This window comes from Paraburkholderia sp., from assembly GCF_004298475.1.
Taxonomy (GTDB): domain Bacteria; phylum Pseudomonadota; class Gammaproteobacteria; order Burkholderiales; family Burkholderiaceae; genus Paraburkholderia; species Paraburkholderia denitrificans.
The window spans coordinates 109,864-127,645 of sequence record NZ_SCRP01000006.1 but is presented as its reverse complement, the minus strand read 5'-3'; the positions used below and the strand labels follow the sequence as shown (position 1 = coordinate 127,645).

The following is a 17,782-nucleotide window of genomic DNA, read 5'->3' as shown; positions in this document are numbered from 1 at the left end:
GCACAATGAAGAAGGGGCGCATGATGCGCCCCCTGTAATTTACCTGCGATTTCCTTGCGATTTCCTTGCGACTTATGCAGCCGCGCGACGGCCTTGCGTGTGCCCGGCCGTGAGTCCGGCTGTAAGTCCAGTTTCGCCAGCCTGCCCGGCCCGTGCCGCAAACGCTTCGCCGATCATCAACAGACTCGGCTGTGACGCGTCGAGCCAGTCCTGCGCTTCGCCCGCCGCCAGCGCCGCGAGCGTGAGCGTGAGCGTGCGCTCGCGCGGCGTGCTGCACGCTTCGACGATCCCCACGGGCGTCGAGCCCGCGCGGCCCGCCTCGATCAGTTCGCGCGCGATGTCCGGCGCACTGTCGCGGCCCATATAGAACACGAGCGAATCGGCATTGACCCGCTCGCGGATTTCAGCGGAATCGGGTGCGCGCGAGTACGTTGCGAGCGCAACGCTGCGCGCGACGCCGCGCAGCGTGAGCGAACGGCGCAGCGCCGCCGCGCTCGCGAGCGCCGCCGTGATGCCCGGCACGATCTCGTACTCGACGCCCGCCGCTTCCAGCGCGCGCATCTCTTCGTCCGCACGGCCGAACAGCATCGGATCGCCGCCCTTCAGGCGCACGACCACGGCGTGCGTACGCGCCGCATCGACAAGCTGTTTGTTGATGAAATGCTGCGCCGTGGAGCGCTGTCTGCAGCGCTTGCCCACCGCGATGAACTTCGCCTCTTTCGGCGCGAGTTCGAGCATCTCCGGCTCGACGAGCGCGTCGTGCAGCACGACGTCCGCCACGGCGAGCAGCCGCGCGCCGCGCACCGTGATGAGGTCCGCCGCGCCGGGCCCTGCTCCGATCAGATAAACCTTGCCCATGAGCTTCGTGTCTCCCGTTGACGCGTTTGCGCGCCTCCGTGCAACTCAGTCCGAGAATGCCCTGATCATACCTGCGGCCACGGTATGGTGCGTGGCTTCGTCAATAAGGACGAAGGCGCCCGTGCCGGGATGCGTGTCATACGGGTCGCACACGAGCGGCTTTTGCAGCGTGAGCGCGACGCGGCCGATGTCGTTCATCGACAGACCGTGACGGTCGGTCGCGTGCGAGAGCGTGTGCACGTCGAGCACCTGCTTGATCGCACCGATCTTCGCGAACACGGTGTTCGTGGTCTGCTTGAGCAGGTACTTGCGCTGCGTCGAAAGCGGCTCGTCGTCGAACCAGCAGAGGTCGGCTTCGACCTTCTTCGCCGGCTGGACGGCGTCGGTGGCCGTCACGAAGGTGTCGCCGCGCGAAACGTCCACGTCTTCGCCAAGGCGCAGCGTGACCGTCTGGCCCGCAAACGCGCGGTCGACCTGCGCCGTGCCGCCCGGCACCAGCGCGATGATCTCGACGACCGTGGCCTGGCGGCCCGCCGGCAGCACGGTGATCGCGTCGCCGAGCTTCACTTCGCCCGCTTCGATACGGCCCATGTAGCCGCGGAAGTCGTCGGCACTCGAACCATCCTGGCGCGCGACCCACTGCACCGGAAAGCGCAGTGCGTCGCCCGCGGCCTGGCCGACCGGCAGCGATTCCAGCACGTCGAGAAGCGGCGCTTCCGCGTACCACGGCATGCGCTCGCTCGCGAGGACGATGTTGTCGCCCTTGAGCGCCGACACCGGCACGAAGCGCACGTTGTCGAGGCCGAGCTGCTGCGCGAGCGCGACGTAGGCTTCGCGGATCTGGTTGAACACCGCTTCGCTGTAGTCGACGAGGTCCATCTTGTTGATCGCGACGATCACATGCTGCAGGCCGAGCAGCTTCACGATCGCGCTGTGGCGCTTGGTCTGCGGCAGCAGTTGCGTGACGCCGTTCTCGACCGTCACGCGCGTGGCGTCGATCAGGACGATCGCCGCGTGCGCCGTCGAGGCACCCGTCACCATGTTGCGCGTGTACTGCTCGTGGCCCGGCGTGTCGGCGATGATGAACTTGCGCCGCGCCGTGGCGAAATAGCGGTACGCCACGTCGATCGTGATGCCCTGCTCACGCTCGGCTTCGAGGCCGTCGGTGAGCAGCGACAGATCGATCTCGTCGCCGACGGTGCGCTTGTTCTTCGCGCGCGAGAGCGCCGAAAGCTGGTCCGAAAGCACTGCCTTGCTGTCGTACAGCAGGCGGCCGATGAGCGTGCTCTTGCCGTCGTCGACGCTGCCTGCGGTAATGAAGCGCAGCACGCCGAGGTCTTCTGGTTGATGCGCGGGTTGTTCGATGCGTCCCATGTGATCTGTCCTCGTCCTATGCGTACACTTCGTGCTTAGAAATAACCTTGCTTCTTGCGCTGTTCCATCGCGGCCTCGGACGCCTGATCGTCCATGCGCGTCGCGCCGCGCTCCGTGATTTCCGTCACGGCCGTTTCGGCGATGATCTTCTCGACGTCGTCCGCGTCGCTTTCGACCGGGCACGTGCAGCTGATGTCGCCGACCGTGCGAAAGCGCACGCGCGCCGTTTCGCTCGTTTCGCCTTCCTTCATCGGCGTGAGCGGCGTGACCGGCACGAGCAGGCCGTTGCGGCGCACGATCTCGCGATCATGTGCGTAGTAGATCGACGGCAGTTCGAGGTTCTCGCGCGCGATGTATTGCCAGATGTCCAGTTCGGTCCAGTTCGAAATCGGGAACACGCGCAGGTGCTCGCCCTTGTGCAGGCGCGCGTTGTAGAGGCTCCAGAGTTCCGGGCGCTGCGCTTTCGGGTCCCACTGGCCGAATTCGTCGCGAAACGAGAAGATGCGCTCCTTCGCACGGGCCTTTTCTTCGTCGCGGCGCGCGCCGCCGATCATCGCCGTGTAGCCGTGCTGCTCGATCGTTTCGAGCAGCGTGACCGCTTGCGCGGCGTTGCGCGAATCCGTTTCGCGGCGCAGGCGCACGGTGCCGCGCTTGATCGAATCTTCGACGTGGCCGACCACGAGTTGCGCGCCGATTTCGGCGGCACGGCGGTCGCGGAAGTCGATCACTTCGTCATAGTTGTGGCCCGTGTCGATATGCACGAGCGGAAACGGCAGCGAAGTCTTGCGGTTCGCGCCGAGGCCGAACGCCTTCAATGCGAGTGCAAGCACGACAACCGAATCCTTGCCGCCCGAAAAGAGCAGCGCCGGCTTGCTGCATTCGGCGACCAGTTCGCGCAGGATGTGGATCGACTCGGCTTCGAGCCAGTCGAGATGGTCCATGCGGTTAGCGGTGACTTTAAGCGGCGCGTTCACGGTGGAATCGAGCGTCGTGCTCATGGTGAGATCCTTCGATTATCGCGCCACAAAAAATTCGGCGCGCACTTCTTGCTTTTCGACGACGCACCCTGAGGCGCGCCAGCTTTTGGCATTGCTTTTGAAATCAGCCCGCACGTTCGACGGGCGGCGCGGCCACGACCGGAATCGCGGAAACCGACGTGATGTGCAGCCCGCACTCCTTCGTATCGCGCGACTCCCACCACCAGCGGCCCGCGCGGCTGTCTTCGCCCGGGCGCACCGCACGCGTACACGGCTCGCAGCCGATGCTCGGGTAGCCGCGCGCATGCAGCGGATTTTCGGGCACGTCGAACGCGCGCACATAGGCCCAGACTTCGGCTTCGCTCCAGTCCGCAAGCGGATTGAATTTGGCGATGCCGCGTGCGTTGTCCTGCTCTTCTTCGTGCAGCTCGGCGCGCGTGACCGACTGTTCGCGGCGCTGGCCCGTGACCCACGCGGAAACGTCCGCGAGCGCGCGGTTCAGCGGCTCGACCTTGCGGATCTCGCAGCAGCGCTTACGTAGCTCGACGCTCTCATAGAACGCGTTCAGGCCATGCTTCGCGACGTATTCGTCGACCGCGTCCGGCTGCGGGTGAAACTGCTCGATCTCGTAGCCGTAGCGCTCGCGCACGCGGTCGATCATGCCGAGCGTTTCTGCATGCAGGCGGCCCGTATTCAGCGAGAAGATGCCGATCTTCACGCCGCGCGAAAGAATTGCGTGCGTGAGCAACATGTCCTCGGCGGCGAGGCTGCTCGCGAGCTTCACATTCGCATGGCGCGCCGCGATCGAATCGAGCAGCGCATCGAGCCGCTCGATTTTTGCCTGCAGTTCAGGCGTGATTTCCCTGGAGACGGTACTCATGCCGCGCCACCCTGTTGTGCCGCTTGTGCCTGTAATGCAGCGCGACGGCGAAAGAGCGGCGACGGCTCGTCGAACGCGCCCTGATACTGCACGGTGAATTCGGTGAACGCCTTCAGCGCGTCGTGGATGTCCTTGTCCGCGCGCACGGCGTACGCATCGAAGCCGCAGCGCTCGTGAAAGCGCAACTGGTCGCGCAGCACGTCGCCGATCGCGCGCAGTTCGCCCTTGTAGCCGAAGCGCTCGCGCAAGAGACGACCGATCGAGAAGCCGCGGCCATCGCGGAACACCGGAAAATCGACGGCGATCAGCGCAAGCTCGCCGAAATCGGCGGCAATGTCAGCCGGTTCGTTATTCGCCGCGAGCCACACGCCGAGTTCGTCGCGCGACTTCGCGGCGACGAGCGCAGCGCGCTCGGCCTGCCACAACGCCAGCGGCACGATGACCTTGCCCGCGGGCAATGCGTCGACTGCGGGCAGCGTGCCGTCTTCGGCGGGGCGCACGACGTTCCAGTCGTCCTCGACAATCGCGCGGTTCTTGATGATCAGATTCATGAAACTCAATCCTCGCTGCTTGCGGTTCAGGCGTGGGCTGGCTGGTGCGATGCGTACACGCGCGCCTTGAAGGGCGCGATGCCGATGCGGTCGAAGGTGTCGCTGAAACGCTCGCCGTCGATGCGGTTCTCAACGAACGTATCGATGATTCTCTGCACGACGTCCGGCATTTCCTCCGCCGAAAACGACGGGCCGATCACGCGGCCAAGGCGCGCGCCCATGCCCTGCTCGCCGCCGAGCGAAACCTGGTACCACTCGGCTCCGTCCTTGTCGACGCCGAGAATGCCGATGTTGGCGACGTGATGGTGACCGCACGAGTTGATGCAGCCCGAGATGTTCAGCGACAGGTCGCCGAGGTCGTAGACGTAGTCGAGATCGTCGAAGCGGTCCTGGATCGCCAGCGCGATCGGGATCGACTTCGCATTCGCGAGCGAGCAGAAATCGCCGCCCGGGCACGCGATGATGTCGGTCAGCAAACCGATGGTCGGCGTCGCGAAGCGCGCCGCCTTCGCCTTTTCCCAGACCGCGAAGAGGTCGCGCTTCTTGACGTCGGCGAGAATCAGGTTCTGCTCGTGCGACACGCGGATCTCGCCGAACGAGTATTCATCGGCCCAGTCGGCCACGGCTTCCATCTGCTTGTCGGTGGCGTCGCCCGGCGCGACGCCGGGGAACTTGAGCGACAGCGTCACCGAGGCGTAGCCCGCCACGCGGTGCGTGCGCACGTTGCGCTCGACCCAGCGCGCGAAACCGCGGTTCTCCAGCAGATGCTTTTCGTAGGAAGCGTCGGTATCGGCGAGCTTTTCATACGCGGGCGGCACGAAGTATTGCGACACGCGGTCGAGTTCGGCCTGCGTGAGCGTCGACGGGCCGTCCTTCAGGTGCTGCCATTCCTCTTCCACCTGCTCCGCGAATTTCGCGGGCGAGAGCGACTTCACGAGAATCTTGATGCGCGCCTTGAACATGTTGTCGCGGCGGCCATAGCGGTTGTACACGCGCAGCACGGCTTCGCAGTAGGTCAGCAGATGCTGCCACGGCAGACCGCGCTTGATGATCTTGCCGACGATCGGCGTGCGGCCCAGGCCGCCGCCCGCGAGGATGCTCGCGACGACTTCGCCGTTCGCGTCGCGATCGAGATACACGCCGAGGTCGTGGATCTGCACGGCGATGCGGTCTTCCTTCGAGCCGCACACGGCGATCTTGAACTTGCGCGGCAGCCACGAGAATTCGGGGTGGAACGTCGACCACTGGCGCAGGATTTCGGCCCACGGACGCGGGTCGACGATCTCGTCGGGCGCGACGCCGGCGAACTGGTCGGCGGTGGTGTTGCGGATGTCGTTGCCGGAGGTCTGGATCGCGTGCATCTGCACCGAAGCGAGCTTCGCGAGAATCTCCGGCGTTTCTTCGAGCTTGATCCAGTTGTACTGGACATTCGTGCGTGTCGTGAAGTGTCCGTAGCCGCGGTCGTGCTCGCGGGCGATGCGCGCGAGCATGCGCAACTGGTCGCTGCGCAGGTTGCCGTACGGCACGGCGATGCGGTGCATGTACGCGTGACGCTGCATGTAAAGGCCGTTCTGCAGACGCAGCGGACGGAATTCTTCTTCGCTCAATTCGCCCGACAGGCGGCGGCGGACCTGATCGCGATACTGCTCAACGCGTTCGTCGACGATGGTCTGGTCGTACTGGTCGTATTGGTACATACGGAGATCCCAAGGTTGTCGCAATCGCGGCGTTGCGCTGGTGCCGCGCGCTCAGGCTTCGACGCTGGTTCTGTCCTGGCTCAAAGCGGCTGCTAATGACCAAAACAGCTACCCAAATTGGAAAAGTTGGGAAAATCGTAATAAACTCGCCTTATATTTCAAACGACTTAAAAATTAGGTTGATATTCCAAGGGGTTATATATGAACCTGCATCAGTTCCGGTTCGTACGCGAAGCTGTCCGGCAGAATTTCAATCTCACGGAGGCCGCCAAGGCGCTGTATACGAGCCAGCCGGGCGTATCGAAAGCGATCATCGAGCTGGAGGACGAGCTTGGGGTCGAAATCTTCACGCGCCACGGCAAGCGCGTGCGCTCGCTCACGGAGCCGGGCCGGATCATCCTCGCCTCGGTCGAGCGCATTCTTCAGGAAGTGGAAAGCCTCAAGCGCGTCGGCAAGGACTACGCCGCGCAGGATCAGGGCAACCTGACCATCGCCGCCACGCACACCCAGGCGCGCTACTCGCTGCCCGCCGCCATCGCTGAATTCAAGCGGCGTTTTCCGAAGGTCCACCTGTCGATCCTGCAAGGCAGCCCGACCCAGGTCGCGGAAATGGTGCTCCACGACCAGGCCGATCTCGCGGTCGCAACCGAAGCGGTCGGCGGCTACAAGGACCTCGTGTCGCTGCCCTGCTTCGCGTGGCACCACGTGGCCGTGATGCCGGCCGATCACCCGCTGCTCGAGCGCAAGCCGCTGTCGCTCGACGATCTGGCGCAATTTCCGCTGATCACCTACGACAATGCATTTGCGGGCCGCGCCAAGGTCAATGAAGCGTTCCGCCTGCGCGGCCTCACGCCCGACATCGTGCTGGAAGCCATCGACGCCGACGTCATCAAGACCTACGTCGAACTGGGTCTTGGCGTGGGCATCATGGCCGATATCGCGTTCAACGCCGAACGCGACCGCCATCTGCGCGCGGTGCCCGTCGGGCACCTGTTCGGCAGCAACGTCACGCGCGTCGCGCTCAAGCAGGGCGCGTATCTGCGCAGTTACGTCTACACGCTGGTCGAGCTGCTCTCGCCGAGCCTGACCCGCAAGCTGATCGAGCAGGCGCTCAAGGGCGAACACGAGAGCTACGAGCTGTAGCGCCGCCTATCGCCACCATGGCGCCGCAGCGGCCTGCGGCACAAACGGCCGCAGTTGCGGCTGGCGCGGCGCCCCGACAGAGCGCTTTGGTACAATCTCGCGATTGCCCGTCACCTGCTCCGGCGGCGTCGCGAACGCCGCGCATCAGTCGCACAGGCCGGGCCACCTGTTCCGAATCCAACCCATAACGCCGACCACCATGAACATCGAACAAGCGCGTTTCAATATGATCGAACAGCAGATCCGCCCCTGGGACGTGCTGGACCTGGACGTCCTGAGCCTGCTTTCGATCGTCAAGCGCGAGCAATTCGTCCCGGCTGTCTACGCGGACATCGCCTTCGCCGATCTCGAGATCCCGCTGCCCAACGGCCAGCACATGATGGCGCCGCGCGTCGAAGCGCGCATCCTGCAGGAACTCGCGGTGAAGAAGCACGAGAACGTGCTGGAAATCGGCACGGGTTCGGGTTACATGGCGGCACTGCTCGCGAATCGCGCACTGCAGGTGCTGACGGTCGAAATCGACCCGGAACTGGCCGAATTCGCCCGCGCGAACTTCACGAAGAACGGCGTGCTGAACGCCGAAGTCAAGCTCGGCGACGGCGCACGCGGCTGGGCCGCCAACGCGCCCTACGACGTGATCTGCGTCTCGGGCGGCCTGCCGGTCGTGCCGCAGGAACTGCTCGAACAACTGAAGGTGGGCGGACGCCTCGCGGCATTCGTCGGCACCGCGCCGGTGATGGAAGCGCAGATCATCACGCGCGTCGACGAAAAGCAATACCGCATCGCCTGCGTGTTCGAAACCTACGTCGAAGCGCTGCAGAACGCCATCCAGCCTTCGCGCTTCAAGTTCTAAGGCACAATGCGCCGCGCCGCCGGGTCTCACGGCCCGCGCGGCCCGCTGCAGCGCTCGCATCCACGTGTTTCCCATGCAAAACCTGAACGCTCCTGACCTCGCCGCCTGGCTCGCCGACCCGTCGCGCGCCGCCCCCGTGCTGCTCGACGTGCGCGAGCCGTGGGAGATCGAGACCGCGCAAATCGCGGGCTGCGTGTGGATTCCGATGAACGAGATCCCCGCGCGCAGCGAAGAACTCGACGACGAGGCGCCGGTCGTCTGCGTCTGCCATCACGGCAGGCGTAGCGCTTCGGTCGCGATGTTCCTCGAATCGCGCGGCTTCACGAAGGTGTTCAACCTGCAGGGCGGCATCGACGCGTGGTCGCGCGAAGTCGACCCCAAGGTGCCGGCTTACTGATGTATTGACAGCGGCGGCGGGCCTTCGCCCGCCAGGCTGTCCACGAAGGGCGCGGCGCTTGCTGCGCCCTTTTTCGTATCGGCTGCGACCGCGCGAGCACGCCCTTCCGGTCGCAGCGTGGCAGCGCGCGAACGCCGCGCAGGCGTGCGCCGCGCCAGCCGCGGGTTCAGAGATCGAGCGACGTGACCGAAGAGGCGCGCTCGGGCAGTAACGTCGTCAGGACGTCGACCGTGCGCGCCGTCGCCCCGCGATGACGCGCCGCAAATGCAGCGCCCGCCGCGCCCATCGCCACGCGGCGCGGCTTGTCGTCGAAGAGTTCATGGAGCGCCTGCGCGAGGCCCACAGGATCCTGCACCTGCAGCGCCGCGCCGGCTGCGACCGCATCGGCCGTGGCCTGCGCGAAGTTGAACACGTGCGGGCCGATCAGCACGGGCACGCCCACGGCGCACGCCTCGATCAGGTTCTGCCCGCCGAGCGGCAACAGGCTCCCGCCGATGAACGCAAGATCGGCAGCCGCGTAATACGCGCCCATCTCGCCCATCGAATCGCCGAGCAGCACGTTCACGTCCTGCGGCAGCGCGCGCGGCGCGCCGTGCGCCGACGCTTCCGCTGGCGCTTCGCTAGCCGCCCATTGCGAGCGCCGCACGAGCTTGAGGTTCTTGCGCGCGACGAGCGCCGCGACTTCATCGAAACGCTGCGGATGGCGCGGCACGAGAATCAGCAGCGCGTTGTCGATGCCGAGTGCCGCGAACGCCTGCAGCACGCGCTCTTCCTCGCCTTCACGCGTGCTCGCCGCGACCCACACGGGCCGCGTGCCGATCGCGCGGCGCCATTCGCGTCCGCGCGCGATGAGCCCGGGCGGGCTCGCCATGTCGAACTTCAGGTTGCCGAGCACCGCGACATTGCGCGCACCGAGCGTCGTGAGGCGCTCCGCATCCGCCGGGCTCTGCGCGAGCACGCGCGCAAAGCCGCCGAACACCTCTTTCACCGCCGCGCCGAATTTCGCGGCTCGCTTGAACGAGCGCGCGGACATGCGCGCATTGGTGAGCACGAGCGGCACGTCGGCGCGGCGGCATTCGTCGATGAGCGTGGGCCAGACCTCGGTTTCCATCACGATGCCGAGCGACGGACGCCACGCGCGCAGAAAGCGCCGCACGGTATGGGGCATGTCGTACGGCAGATAGCAGCGCGCTACGCGCTCGCCGAACAGTTGCACGCCCGCCGCGCGCCCGCCTGGCGTCATGTGCGTGAGCAAGATGCGCGCGTCGGGACGCGCGGCGAGGAGCGCATCGACGAGCGGCTGCGCCGCACGCGTCTCGCCCACCGAAACGGCGTGGACCCAGATGAGCGGCGCGTCATCCTCGGGCAGCCGTCCGGCCGAGCAGCCAAAGCGTTCGCCGATATGTTCGCGATAGCCGCGCTCGCGGCGCGAACGAATCAAAAGACGCAACACCGCGAGCGGCGCAACGAGCCACCAGGCAGCGCGATAGACGGCTCTCAGCATCGTGCCTCCGGCCGCGTGCAAGGCAATGCGACGCAATACCCCACGAAATACGCGCTCAAACCAGTTCCTTGCCCTTGAGGCGTTCGAGAATGCCGAGCGGCGCCCAGTCCGGATGCACCATGTCCTTCGCGGGCAGGAAGAAGGTCTGCTCCATCATGAACTGGCCGGACATCACCGCATGCGACGCGTGATCGGAGAAGCACACCCACACGCTGCCAGGCGGAAAGCTGATGCTTTCCTGCGGCGACGCCTTCTGATAATCGAGATCGGCCTTCATACCGTCGTGCAGATTCAGCATCAGGTGATCGTACGCACTGCGCGGCGACTTCGTGATGTGCAGCAGATGCTGCAGCCACGCCGAGCCCGGCACCTGCGGCCTGATTTTCGGCAAGAAGCGCTTTGCCATGTCTTCGAACGGCTCGCCCACGCGCCACACGCGCGGCACGCCGTCGGGATTCACGTTCGTGAAGACGCGCAGGATGCGCTCGCCGTAGTTCGGACGCGACGGAAACGCGTCGACATGCAGACGCGAATCGTCCTTGCGCCACGACGTCTGGCGCGTTTCCACCCGATGCAGGCGCAGGCTCGTCGGCGCGACGCGCAGCTTGCCGGCGTACTCGGGAAAGAGACCGTCGACGAGCGTGCGCGCGCAAGCCTGGTAACGCGCGATCAGCGCGCGTGCCGCAGACTGCATGGCCGCTTCGCCCAGCACGCCGTGCAGCGCGCCGCCGTTCGGGTCGAGGCTGATGTTCTTGCGCTTGGGGTCGGCAATGGCCGGATCGAGCAGAGCACGCTCACTACCGTCGAGCGCAAACGCCAGGTTCGGGAAGTACAGCACCTTGCCGTGCTCGACGGCGTCGAGCAGCATTTCGCGCGGCTGCGAAAGGTGCTGGCCGCGCCAGTCGGCGGAAGCGATTTCGACAATCTGCGATTCTTCTTTCATGTCGCCCCTCGAAGTGATGGATCGGGTTGCACGACGGTGACGGCCGGGGTTGCACGGCGATGTCAGCCGGGCTAAATGACGATGCGAGCGCGCCTCATGCGCCTCGCAAAAGCGCGTTGCAGGAGACCGCTCGCGAGGGCGCCGCGCGCACGTCGGGCACGTCGGGCACGTCGGGCACGTTGCACGCGTCGGGCACGAACCCTCATGCGCCCGTTGCGCGGAGGAAGCGCGCGAACGCACGCCCTGAGCCGCGAACGCCCGGCCACGGCTCGCCCGCACGGTGCGGGCTACAGCAGCCCGAAGCCCGCCAGCGCGGCCTTGACCTGAGCGAGCGTCGGCGGCTGCCCGGCCGTGCCGAGATTGACAACGTTCGACGACCAGTAGCCGCCCGTGCGCCACGCGGTGGCGAAATTGTACAACTCGATGGTCGGCCGCTTCAGCGCCGCCGCGATATGCACGAGGCCCGTATCGACGCCCACGGTCGCCGCCGCGCCGTCGATCAGCCCCACGACCGCCGCCAGCCCGAGCTTCGGCGGCACGATGGCCGCAGCGCCGAATTCGCGCGCAAGACGCTCGCTCGTCGCGCGCTCCGCGTCGCTGCCCCACGGCATCACGAGCGACACGCCGCGCCGCACCAGCGCCTGGCCCAGCTCGATCCAGTGCGCGTCGGGCCATTGCTTGTCGGCACGCGACGTGGCGTGGACGAACACGACGTAAGGCACCGGCAGGTTCAGCCCGACGCCCGCGAGCGCCTGCGCGGCGCGCCCGGTATCGAGTCCGAAGTCGATTGCGTCCGCAGGCAGCGGCGCCGGCTCGTTCAGTGCGGCCGCAACCAGTTGCCGCGAGCGCTCGACGACATGCGTGCGCGGCTCGATATGCACGGAGCGGTCGTAGAAGAAGCGCACGGGCCATTCGTAGCCTGCGCCGTCCGTGCGGTTGCCGAGGCCGACGAGCGGCCCGTGCGCCCAGCGCCCCACCCAGGCAGTCTTGATGAGGCCCTGGCAGTCGATCACGAGGTCGTACTTTTCGGCGGCGAGCGTGCGGCGGAACGCGCCGATTTCGCGCCAGTTCGCGGGCGACAGGATGCGCTTGCGCCAGCGGCGCAGCGAGAACGGGATCGCACGGCGCACGCCGTGCACGAGTTCTACGAGTGACTGGAAGTTTTCCTCGACGAGCCAGTCGATCTGCGCGTCGGGATGCCGCCGCAGGACGTCGGCGACGACAGGCATGTTGTGGACGACGTCGCCGAGCGACGATACGCGCACGATCAGGATCTTTTGTACGCTCAAGGCAAATCGGACGGCGCATCTGCGCCGAAAGAGGCGGTAAAGGCCGTGATTTTAGCGCGAGCGGTGGGGAAAACGAGGAAAAGCGCGGGCCGGGATGACGCAGGCATGCGGGGAAGCGCGACGCGCCCGGGTACCAGGCGAAATTCGTGCTGCTCGTGAAGCGGCTGCCCGCGCTCCCGGTGGCGTTCGTGGTGAATGTTGACGGCTACGAGTCCGTCTGGTTCTCTTCCAGGTATTCGTCCACGATCTGCACGAGTCCGGAAAGGTACTTCTTGATGCTCTCCCGTTCGCTGCTGTCCAGTTTGCTGTCGAATTCGGCCAGACTGCGATTCACCTGCTCGTAACAGACATTGATCAGCGGTCGACGCCCGGAGACGAAACGCAACAGAACGCGCCTGCGGTCGGTAGGATCGGGTTCCCGTTTGATCAATCCTGCCTTTTCCAGGCGTTTGAGCGACGTCGTAATGCTGCTCGGCGATAACCGCATGAGCTTCGATAACCGTCCCGGCGTGACAGGTTGAACCTCGTCGTAACAGGCGACTTCCAGGCACTTGAGATCCGTGATGCTCAGCCCGAGTCGTTCGGCCACGAACTGGTTGAAGGCCGCCAGCTTGACGCCCAGCATGAACCGCAGCCTGACGACTTCCGCGTTTTTTCCTGGATCTGTCATGACCGCTCCTGCCGTTACATGGGGGGCGCCGCGACGCCCGTCTGCCCGGCGAACGTCGGTAGCAGCACGCGAAGCACCTGGATGAAGGCGGGACCGAGCAGGACCAGCATCAGCGTGGGAAAGATGCAGAAGATCAGCGGGAACAGCAGTTTCACGGCGATCTTTGCAGCCGCCTCTTCTGCGCGCAGCCTGCGCTTGAGGCGCAGATTCTCTGAATGCACACGCAACGAGTCGCCGACGCTGGTACCGAAACGTTCGGCCTGAATCAGCATGGCCACCAGCACGTCGAGATCTTCCACGCCCGTGCGCAACGCGAGGTTCTTGAGTGCCGTTTCCTTGCTCTGTCCCGCCCGGAGTTCCAGCAGCAGAAGCTGCAGTTCGTTGCTCAGGGTCCGGCTCTTGATGTGCATTTCTTCGGCCACTTTCATCAATGCCGCGTCCAGCCCGAGCCCCGCTTCCACGCATACCGTGAGCAGATCCAGTGCATCGGGAAAGTCTTCGAAGATAGTCTGCTGGCGGTGCCGTACCCGGCGTGACAGCACGACGTTCGGCAGGTAATACCCGATGGCCGAAAGTACGACGAGTATCGCGATGAGGCCATGATTGTTGCCCGCCTCGATGTAGAGCGCCGCCACCAGCACGCAGACCAGCGGCAGCCCGACCGCGAGCCCCGTCTTCGCAGCGAAGTAGAGCACCGGCGCCGACGCGCTGCGCCACCCGGCATGCATGAAACGCGTGCGTAACGCGGAGTTCTCCCAGCCTTCCTTGGGAATCGACAGGCGCGCAATCGGCTCCGACACCTGCGCAATCTTCTTCGCCCATTGCACGTCGAGGTCGTTCGTATCCGACAGCGGAATAGCGCCGTCCGTCAACGTCTTGAGGCGGCGATTCAGTGAATTGGGCATGAATAGCGCCATCACACCGAAGCTGAACAGGACAACGATGATGAACACGATGGCCAGCAATACGATCTGCTCTGTTTTCATGGTCGACATGGGACGTGCCCATCTCCGTTCAGATATTCAAACGTGAATCCGGATGACCTTGCGCATCCACACGAAACCGAACAGCATCAGGACCACCGCGCCGCCGACCATCTTGAGCCCCGCGGGATCGGTCCACAGCACTTTCATGAAGCCCGGGTTGACGAGCGAGATGACCATCCCCAATCCAAAAGGCAGGAGACCGAGTATCCAGGCCGACAGCCTGCCCTCGGCCGAGAGCGCCTTCACCTTGCCCAGCAGCGCGAGCCGGCTGCGGATGAGCTGACTGATGTTGCCGAGAATCTCGGCCAGGTTGCCGCCGCTTTCGCGCTGGATCAGAACGGCGATCACGAAGTAGCGCAAGTCGCTGATCGGAACGCGGCTCGCGAGCGCGCCAAGCGCCTGGTTGAGCGGGACGCCGAAATTGATCTCGTCGAACGCTGCACGAAACTCGCCGCCTATCGGCTCTGGCATTTCGTCGCCGACGATCCCGAGCGCCGTCGCAAACGAGTGGCCTGCGCGCAGCGAGCGGCTCATCATGTCGGCGGCCTCCGGCAACTGTTCCTCGAGCCGCTTGAGCCGCTTGTTCATGGCGCGGTTGACCCTGAACGGCGCATACAGCGCCCCGATGAGCATCAGCACGACGAGCGCGGCAGCCGGAATGTAGACCAGCCTGCCAAGCAGCGCGATCACGACAGGCGGACAGACCATCAGCATCACGAACTTCCCGACCGACCAGTTCAGTCCCGACTGAACCAGCCAGCGGTCGAGCGCATGAATGCGCGGCACCTTCAGCAGCAGCCGGGACATCAGCGGCGACGAGCTGAGCTCGCGCTGCTTGAGAATCGACCCGGCTCGATCGTTGCCGTGGCCGCCCGCGGACATCATCCGGATGCGGTTTTCCAGGCGCTTCGCCTCGCTGCTGTGCCCGCTTTTCCACCAGAAGTAGCCGGCTTCGATCAGCAGGATGATCGAGACGAAGACCAGAATGACGAATCCATAGAATAGCGTGTTCATTTTCAGATACCTCGCAGGCACATGGCCGTGGCCGCCGCCCGTTGCTGGTTCCGCGCTGCGTTCGTCATGCGGGGCTCACACCGGGTAATGCTTCGACGGGTCGTACAGCGTATCGGGCACGGCTACGCCAAACGCCTGGAGACGCTCCGAGAATTTCGGTCGCACGCCGGTGGCGCAAAAATGCCCGCATACTTTGCCTTCCCGATCGACGCCGGCGCGCCTGAACGTGAAAATCTCCTGCAGGTTGACGACGTCGCCTTCCATGCCGGTGATTTCCTGAATGCTCGTGATCTTTCTGCGTCCGTCCGTCAAGCGCGCGACCTGGATGATGACGCTGATCGCCGACGTGATCTGATGGCGGGCCGACTTCGGCGGCAGATTCAGCCCAGCCATGCCAATCATGTTTTCGAGCCGCGTTAGCGCATCGCGCGGCGTATTCGCGTGCACCGTTGCAAGCGATCCCTCGTGGCCCGTGTTCATCGCCTGGAGCATGTCGAGCGCCTCAGCGCCGCGCACCTCGCCAAGGATGATGCGGTCCGGCCGCATCCGCAGCGCATTGCGCACCAGTGCGCGCTGCGTGATCTCGCCCCGTCCTTCGATATTGGGCGGGCGCGTTTCGAGACGCAGCACGTGCTCCTGGCGCAACTGAAGCTCGGCGGCGTCCTCGATCGTGACGATCCGCTCGTCCGCCGGGATGAATCCGGACAGCACGTTGAGCAGCGTCGTCTTGCCGCTGCCCGTTCCGCCCGAGATCAGCACGTTCATCTTCGCGGCCGACATCGCTTCGAGCATCTGAAGCATCGGCGGCGTCATGCTCTGATTCTCGATCAGGTCTTTCGGCGCGAGCGGATTGACCGAAAAACGGCGAATCGACAGCAATGGCCCGTCGATGGCGGACGGCGGAATGATCGCGTTCATCCGCGAGCCATCGGGAAGGCGCGCATCCACCATCGGATTCGATTCGTCGATCCGGCGGCCGACGCGCGACACGATCTTTTCGATCACCTTCATCAGATGCGCGTCGTCGTAGAACGTGACGTCAGTCAGTTCGAGCTTGCCGCGCCGCTCGACGTACACATGCTTGTGCGTGTTGACGAGGATGTCCGAGACGGTCGGATCGGCAAGCAACGGTTCGAGCGGACCGAAGCCGAGCATCTCGTCGCGCACGTCGCGCACGAGCTGCCTGCGCTCCAGCTCGTTGATCGGCACGTTGTCTTCTTCGATGATCCGCTCGACCAGTTGCGCCAGTTCATGCTGGATCTGCTCAGTCGACAGACGCTGCAGCTTCTCCAGTTCGACGCGATCGATGATCGACTGATGGACGTTCTTCTTCAGTTCCTGATACGCCCGTTGCGCCATTTTCGAGCGATGCGCGCCCTGATCGTGAACCGATGCGTCGGGCAGATCAATAAACTGCTCACGGAGTGTCATTACGTCGGCCATTCTGGTTCTCCTCGATTTCAGGCCCGGCTCAGCACCGGACGGGCGAAGAATTTCTGCAGGATGCGCGTCCGCCCGATCACAGGCTGCGGCGAGAGACTGCGCATCAGATCGTTCAATCCTTTCGCAACGCCGCTCGATTTCGCGAGACGCAGGATCGGCACGCCCTGGTTGATCGATGCGGATACCGAAGCATCGTCTTCAGGGATCACGCTCGATGCGCGCAGGCCGATTGCTTTCTCCAGTTCCGGCAATCCCACGGGCCCCTTCTTTTCATAGCGGTTCACCAGCACGCGAATCCGGTCGCCGCGATAGCCGAGCGAACGGAAGATTTCCATCAGCCGGCGGCCCGCCCGCAGATACGGCAGGCTCAGTTGCAGCACGGCAAAGATGCATTCGCTCTGGTCCAGCGCGGCGATCGACACATGGCTGATGCTCTGCCCGATATCGAAGATGACGAGATCGTAGAGCGGGCGCGCCAGGTTCAGGATACGTTGCAGATGCTCCGGCTTGATGTCCCTGGCTCGCCCCGGGTCGAGCGCGCCGGCAAGCACGTCGAAGCTCTCGCTGACGTGCGTCAGGCACGCTTCGAGAAACGCCGGATCGAGACGCTCGATTTGCGCGCTGACGTCGGCGAGCGTGGCGGGCGGCGTGGCTTCGCAGACGAGGAACGCCGCTTCTCCGAACTGCTGGTTCAGGTCGATCAGCAGCGCGCGCTTGCCCGCTGCCGAGGCCGCAAACGCCAGATTGGCCGCGAGGAACGACGTGCCGCTGCCGCCTTTGCAGGAAACGAACGAGATCACCCGCCCGTCGCGCCGCGTGCCGCGCGACTTCGCGGCGATGCGCTCGACGGCACGCCCCAGATCGTGAGGGTCCGCGGGCCACGGCTGCACGTCCTTCACGCCTGCACGCATCGCGCGCACCAGCAGGTCCGCGGACGGCGACGGAGCGAGCAGGATGCAGCTCAAATCGGCATGCCTCGCCGCGATCGTAGCGAGCGCATCGAAATCCTCCTGCATCGGTTGCGAACTTTCGAAAATCAGCAGGTCGATGCCATCGAGCGCTTCATCGCTCGCGCAGAGATCCGCAAGACGTGCCGATGAAGTCCTGACGCGATGGCGGGACTCACCGGTCTCGACGATCCGTGCAACGGCATGCGCACGTGCCGGATCGGATGAAATCGTGAGAATGTCGATCATTTCATTC

17 protein-coding genes are annotated in these 17,782 nt (G+C 64.9%); 3 read left to right on the top strand and 14 right to left on the bottom strand.

The annotated features are described in order from the left end of the window. Positions 1-72: 72 nt before the first annotated feature. The 6 genes from cobA to EPN59_RS03325 form a co-directional block, all read right to left on the bottom strand. Complete coding sequence (cobA, locus tag EPN59_RS03350) at positions 73-858, bottom strand: uroporphyrinogen-III C-methyltransferase (protein WP_293035575.1); 786 nt, start codon at positions 856-858, stop codon at positions 73-75. A gap of 45 nt (positions 859-903) precedes the next feature. Continuing rightward, positions 904-2,232, bottom strand: coding sequence for a GTP-binding protein (locus EPN59_RS03345; RefSeq protein ID WP_293035574.1), 1,329 nt, complete (start codon positions 2,230-2,232; stop codon positions 904-906). Between the two features lie 35 nt (positions 2,233-2,267). Then, positions 2,268-3,230 carry a sulfate adenylyltransferase subunit CysD gene (gene cysD / locus EPN59_RS03340; RefSeq protein ID WP_293045547.1) on the bottom strand — a complete coding sequence of 321 codons (963 nt, stop codon included), beginning with the start codon at positions 3,228-3,230 and terminating at the stop codon, positions 2,268-2,270. 103 nt (positions 3,231-3,333) lie between these two features. Continuing rightward, positions 3,334-4,089, bottom strand: a complete 756-nt coding sequence (locus EPN59_RS03335; RefSeq protein ID WP_293034119.1) for a phosphoadenylyl-sulfate reductase — start codon at positions 4,087-4,089, stop codon at positions 3,334-3,336. Further along, a complete protein-coding gene (locus tag EPN59_RS03330; protein ID WP_293034120.1) occupies positions 4,086-4,640 on the bottom strand; it encodes a DUF934 domain-containing protein in 555 nt (184 codons plus the stop codon). Before EPN59_RS03330 ends, EPN59_RS03335 begins: the two co-directional genes overlap by 4 nt. Before the next feature lie 26 nt (positions 4,641-4,666). Next, the gene (locus EPN59_RS03325; protein WP_293034121.1) at positions 4,667-6,337 is read right to left on the bottom strand and encodes a nitrite/sulfite reductase; all 1,671 of its coding nucleotides are present in this window, start codon (positions 6,335-6,337) and stop codon (positions 4,667-4,669) included. 201 nt (positions 6,338-6,538) lie between these two features. Between EPN59_RS03325 and EPN59_RS03320 the strand changes: the two genes are divergently transcribed. From EPN59_RS03320 to EPN59_RS03310, 3 genes are all read left to right on the top strand, one after another. Continuing rightward, entirely contained in the window at positions 6,539-7,480 is a 942-nt protein-coding gene (locus EPN59_RS03320; protein WP_293034122.1) for a CysB family HTH-type transcriptional regulator, read from the top strand. 199 nt (positions 7,481-7,679) lie between these two features. Further along, positions 7,680-8,333: a protein-L-isoaspartate O-methyltransferase gene (locus EPN59_RS03315; RefSeq protein ID WP_293034123.1), complete on the top strand. Its 654-nt coding sequence runs from the start codon at positions 7,680-7,682 to the stop codon at positions 8,331-8,333. A 73-nt stretch (positions 8,334-8,406) separates the two neighbouring features. After that, the gene (locus EPN59_RS03310) at positions 8,407-8,730 is read left to right on the top strand and encodes a rhodanese-like domain-containing protein (RefSeq protein ID WP_293034124.1); all 324 of its coding nucleotides are present in this window, start codon (positions 8,407-8,409) and stop codon (positions 8,728-8,730) included. A gap of 166 nt (positions 8,731-8,896) precedes the next feature. On the opposite strand, the gene waaA is transcribed toward EPN59_RS03310, so the two are convergent. The 8 genes from waaA to EPN59_RS03270 form a co-directional block, all read right to left on the bottom strand. Continuing rightward, entirely contained in the window at positions 8,897-10,234 is a 1,338-nt protein-coding gene (gene waaA, locus EPN59_RS03305; RefSeq protein ID WP_293034125.1) for a lipid IV(A) 3-deoxy-D-manno-octulosonic acid transferase, read from the bottom strand. A 55-nt stretch (positions 10,235-10,289) separates the two neighbouring features. Further along, positions 10,290-11,177 carry a Kdo hydroxylase family protein gene (locus EPN59_RS03300; protein ID WP_293034126.1) on the bottom strand — a complete coding sequence of 296 codons (888 nt, stop codon included), beginning with the start codon at positions 11,175-11,177 and terminating at the stop codon, positions 10,290-10,292. 287 nt (positions 11,178-11,464) lie between these two features. Next, positions 11,465-12,466, bottom strand: a complete 1,002-nt coding sequence (gene waaC, locus EPN59_RS03295) for a lipopolysaccharide heptosyltransferase I (protein ID WP_363928537.1) — start codon at positions 12,464-12,466, stop codon at positions 11,465-11,467. A gap of 205 nt (positions 12,467-12,671) precedes the next feature. Beyond that, positions 12,672-13,136, bottom strand: coding sequence for a MarR family transcriptional regulator (locus EPN59_RS03290; protein WP_293034127.1), 465 nt, complete (start codon positions 13,134-13,136; stop codon positions 12,672-12,674). Between the two features lie 14 nt (positions 13,137-13,150). Continuing rightward, positions 13,151-14,131 carry a type II secretion system F family protein gene (locus EPN59_RS03285; RefSeq protein ID WP_293034128.1) on the bottom strand — a complete coding sequence of 327 codons (981 nt, stop codon included), beginning with the start codon at positions 14,129-14,131 and terminating at the stop codon, positions 13,151-13,153. Between the two features lie 27 nt (positions 14,132-14,158). Beyond that, positions 14,159-15,136, bottom strand: a complete 978-nt coding sequence (locus tag EPN59_RS03280) for a type II secretion system F family protein (protein WP_293034129.1) — start codon at positions 15,134-15,136, stop codon at positions 14,159-14,161. 75 nt (positions 15,137-15,211) lie between these two features. Beyond that, complete coding sequence (locus tag EPN59_RS03275) at positions 15,212-16,579, bottom strand: CpaF family protein (protein ID WP_293034130.1); 1,368 nt, start codon at positions 16,577-16,579, stop codon at positions 15,212-15,214. A 17-nt stretch (positions 16,580-16,596) separates the two neighbouring features. After that, on the bottom strand, positions 16,597-17,775 hold the full coding sequence (locus tag EPN59_RS03270; RefSeq protein ID WP_293034131.1) for an AAA family ATPase: 1,179 nt from the start codon (positions 17,773-17,775) through the stop codon (positions 16,597-16,599). Positions 17,776-17,782: the final 7 nt, after the last annotated feature.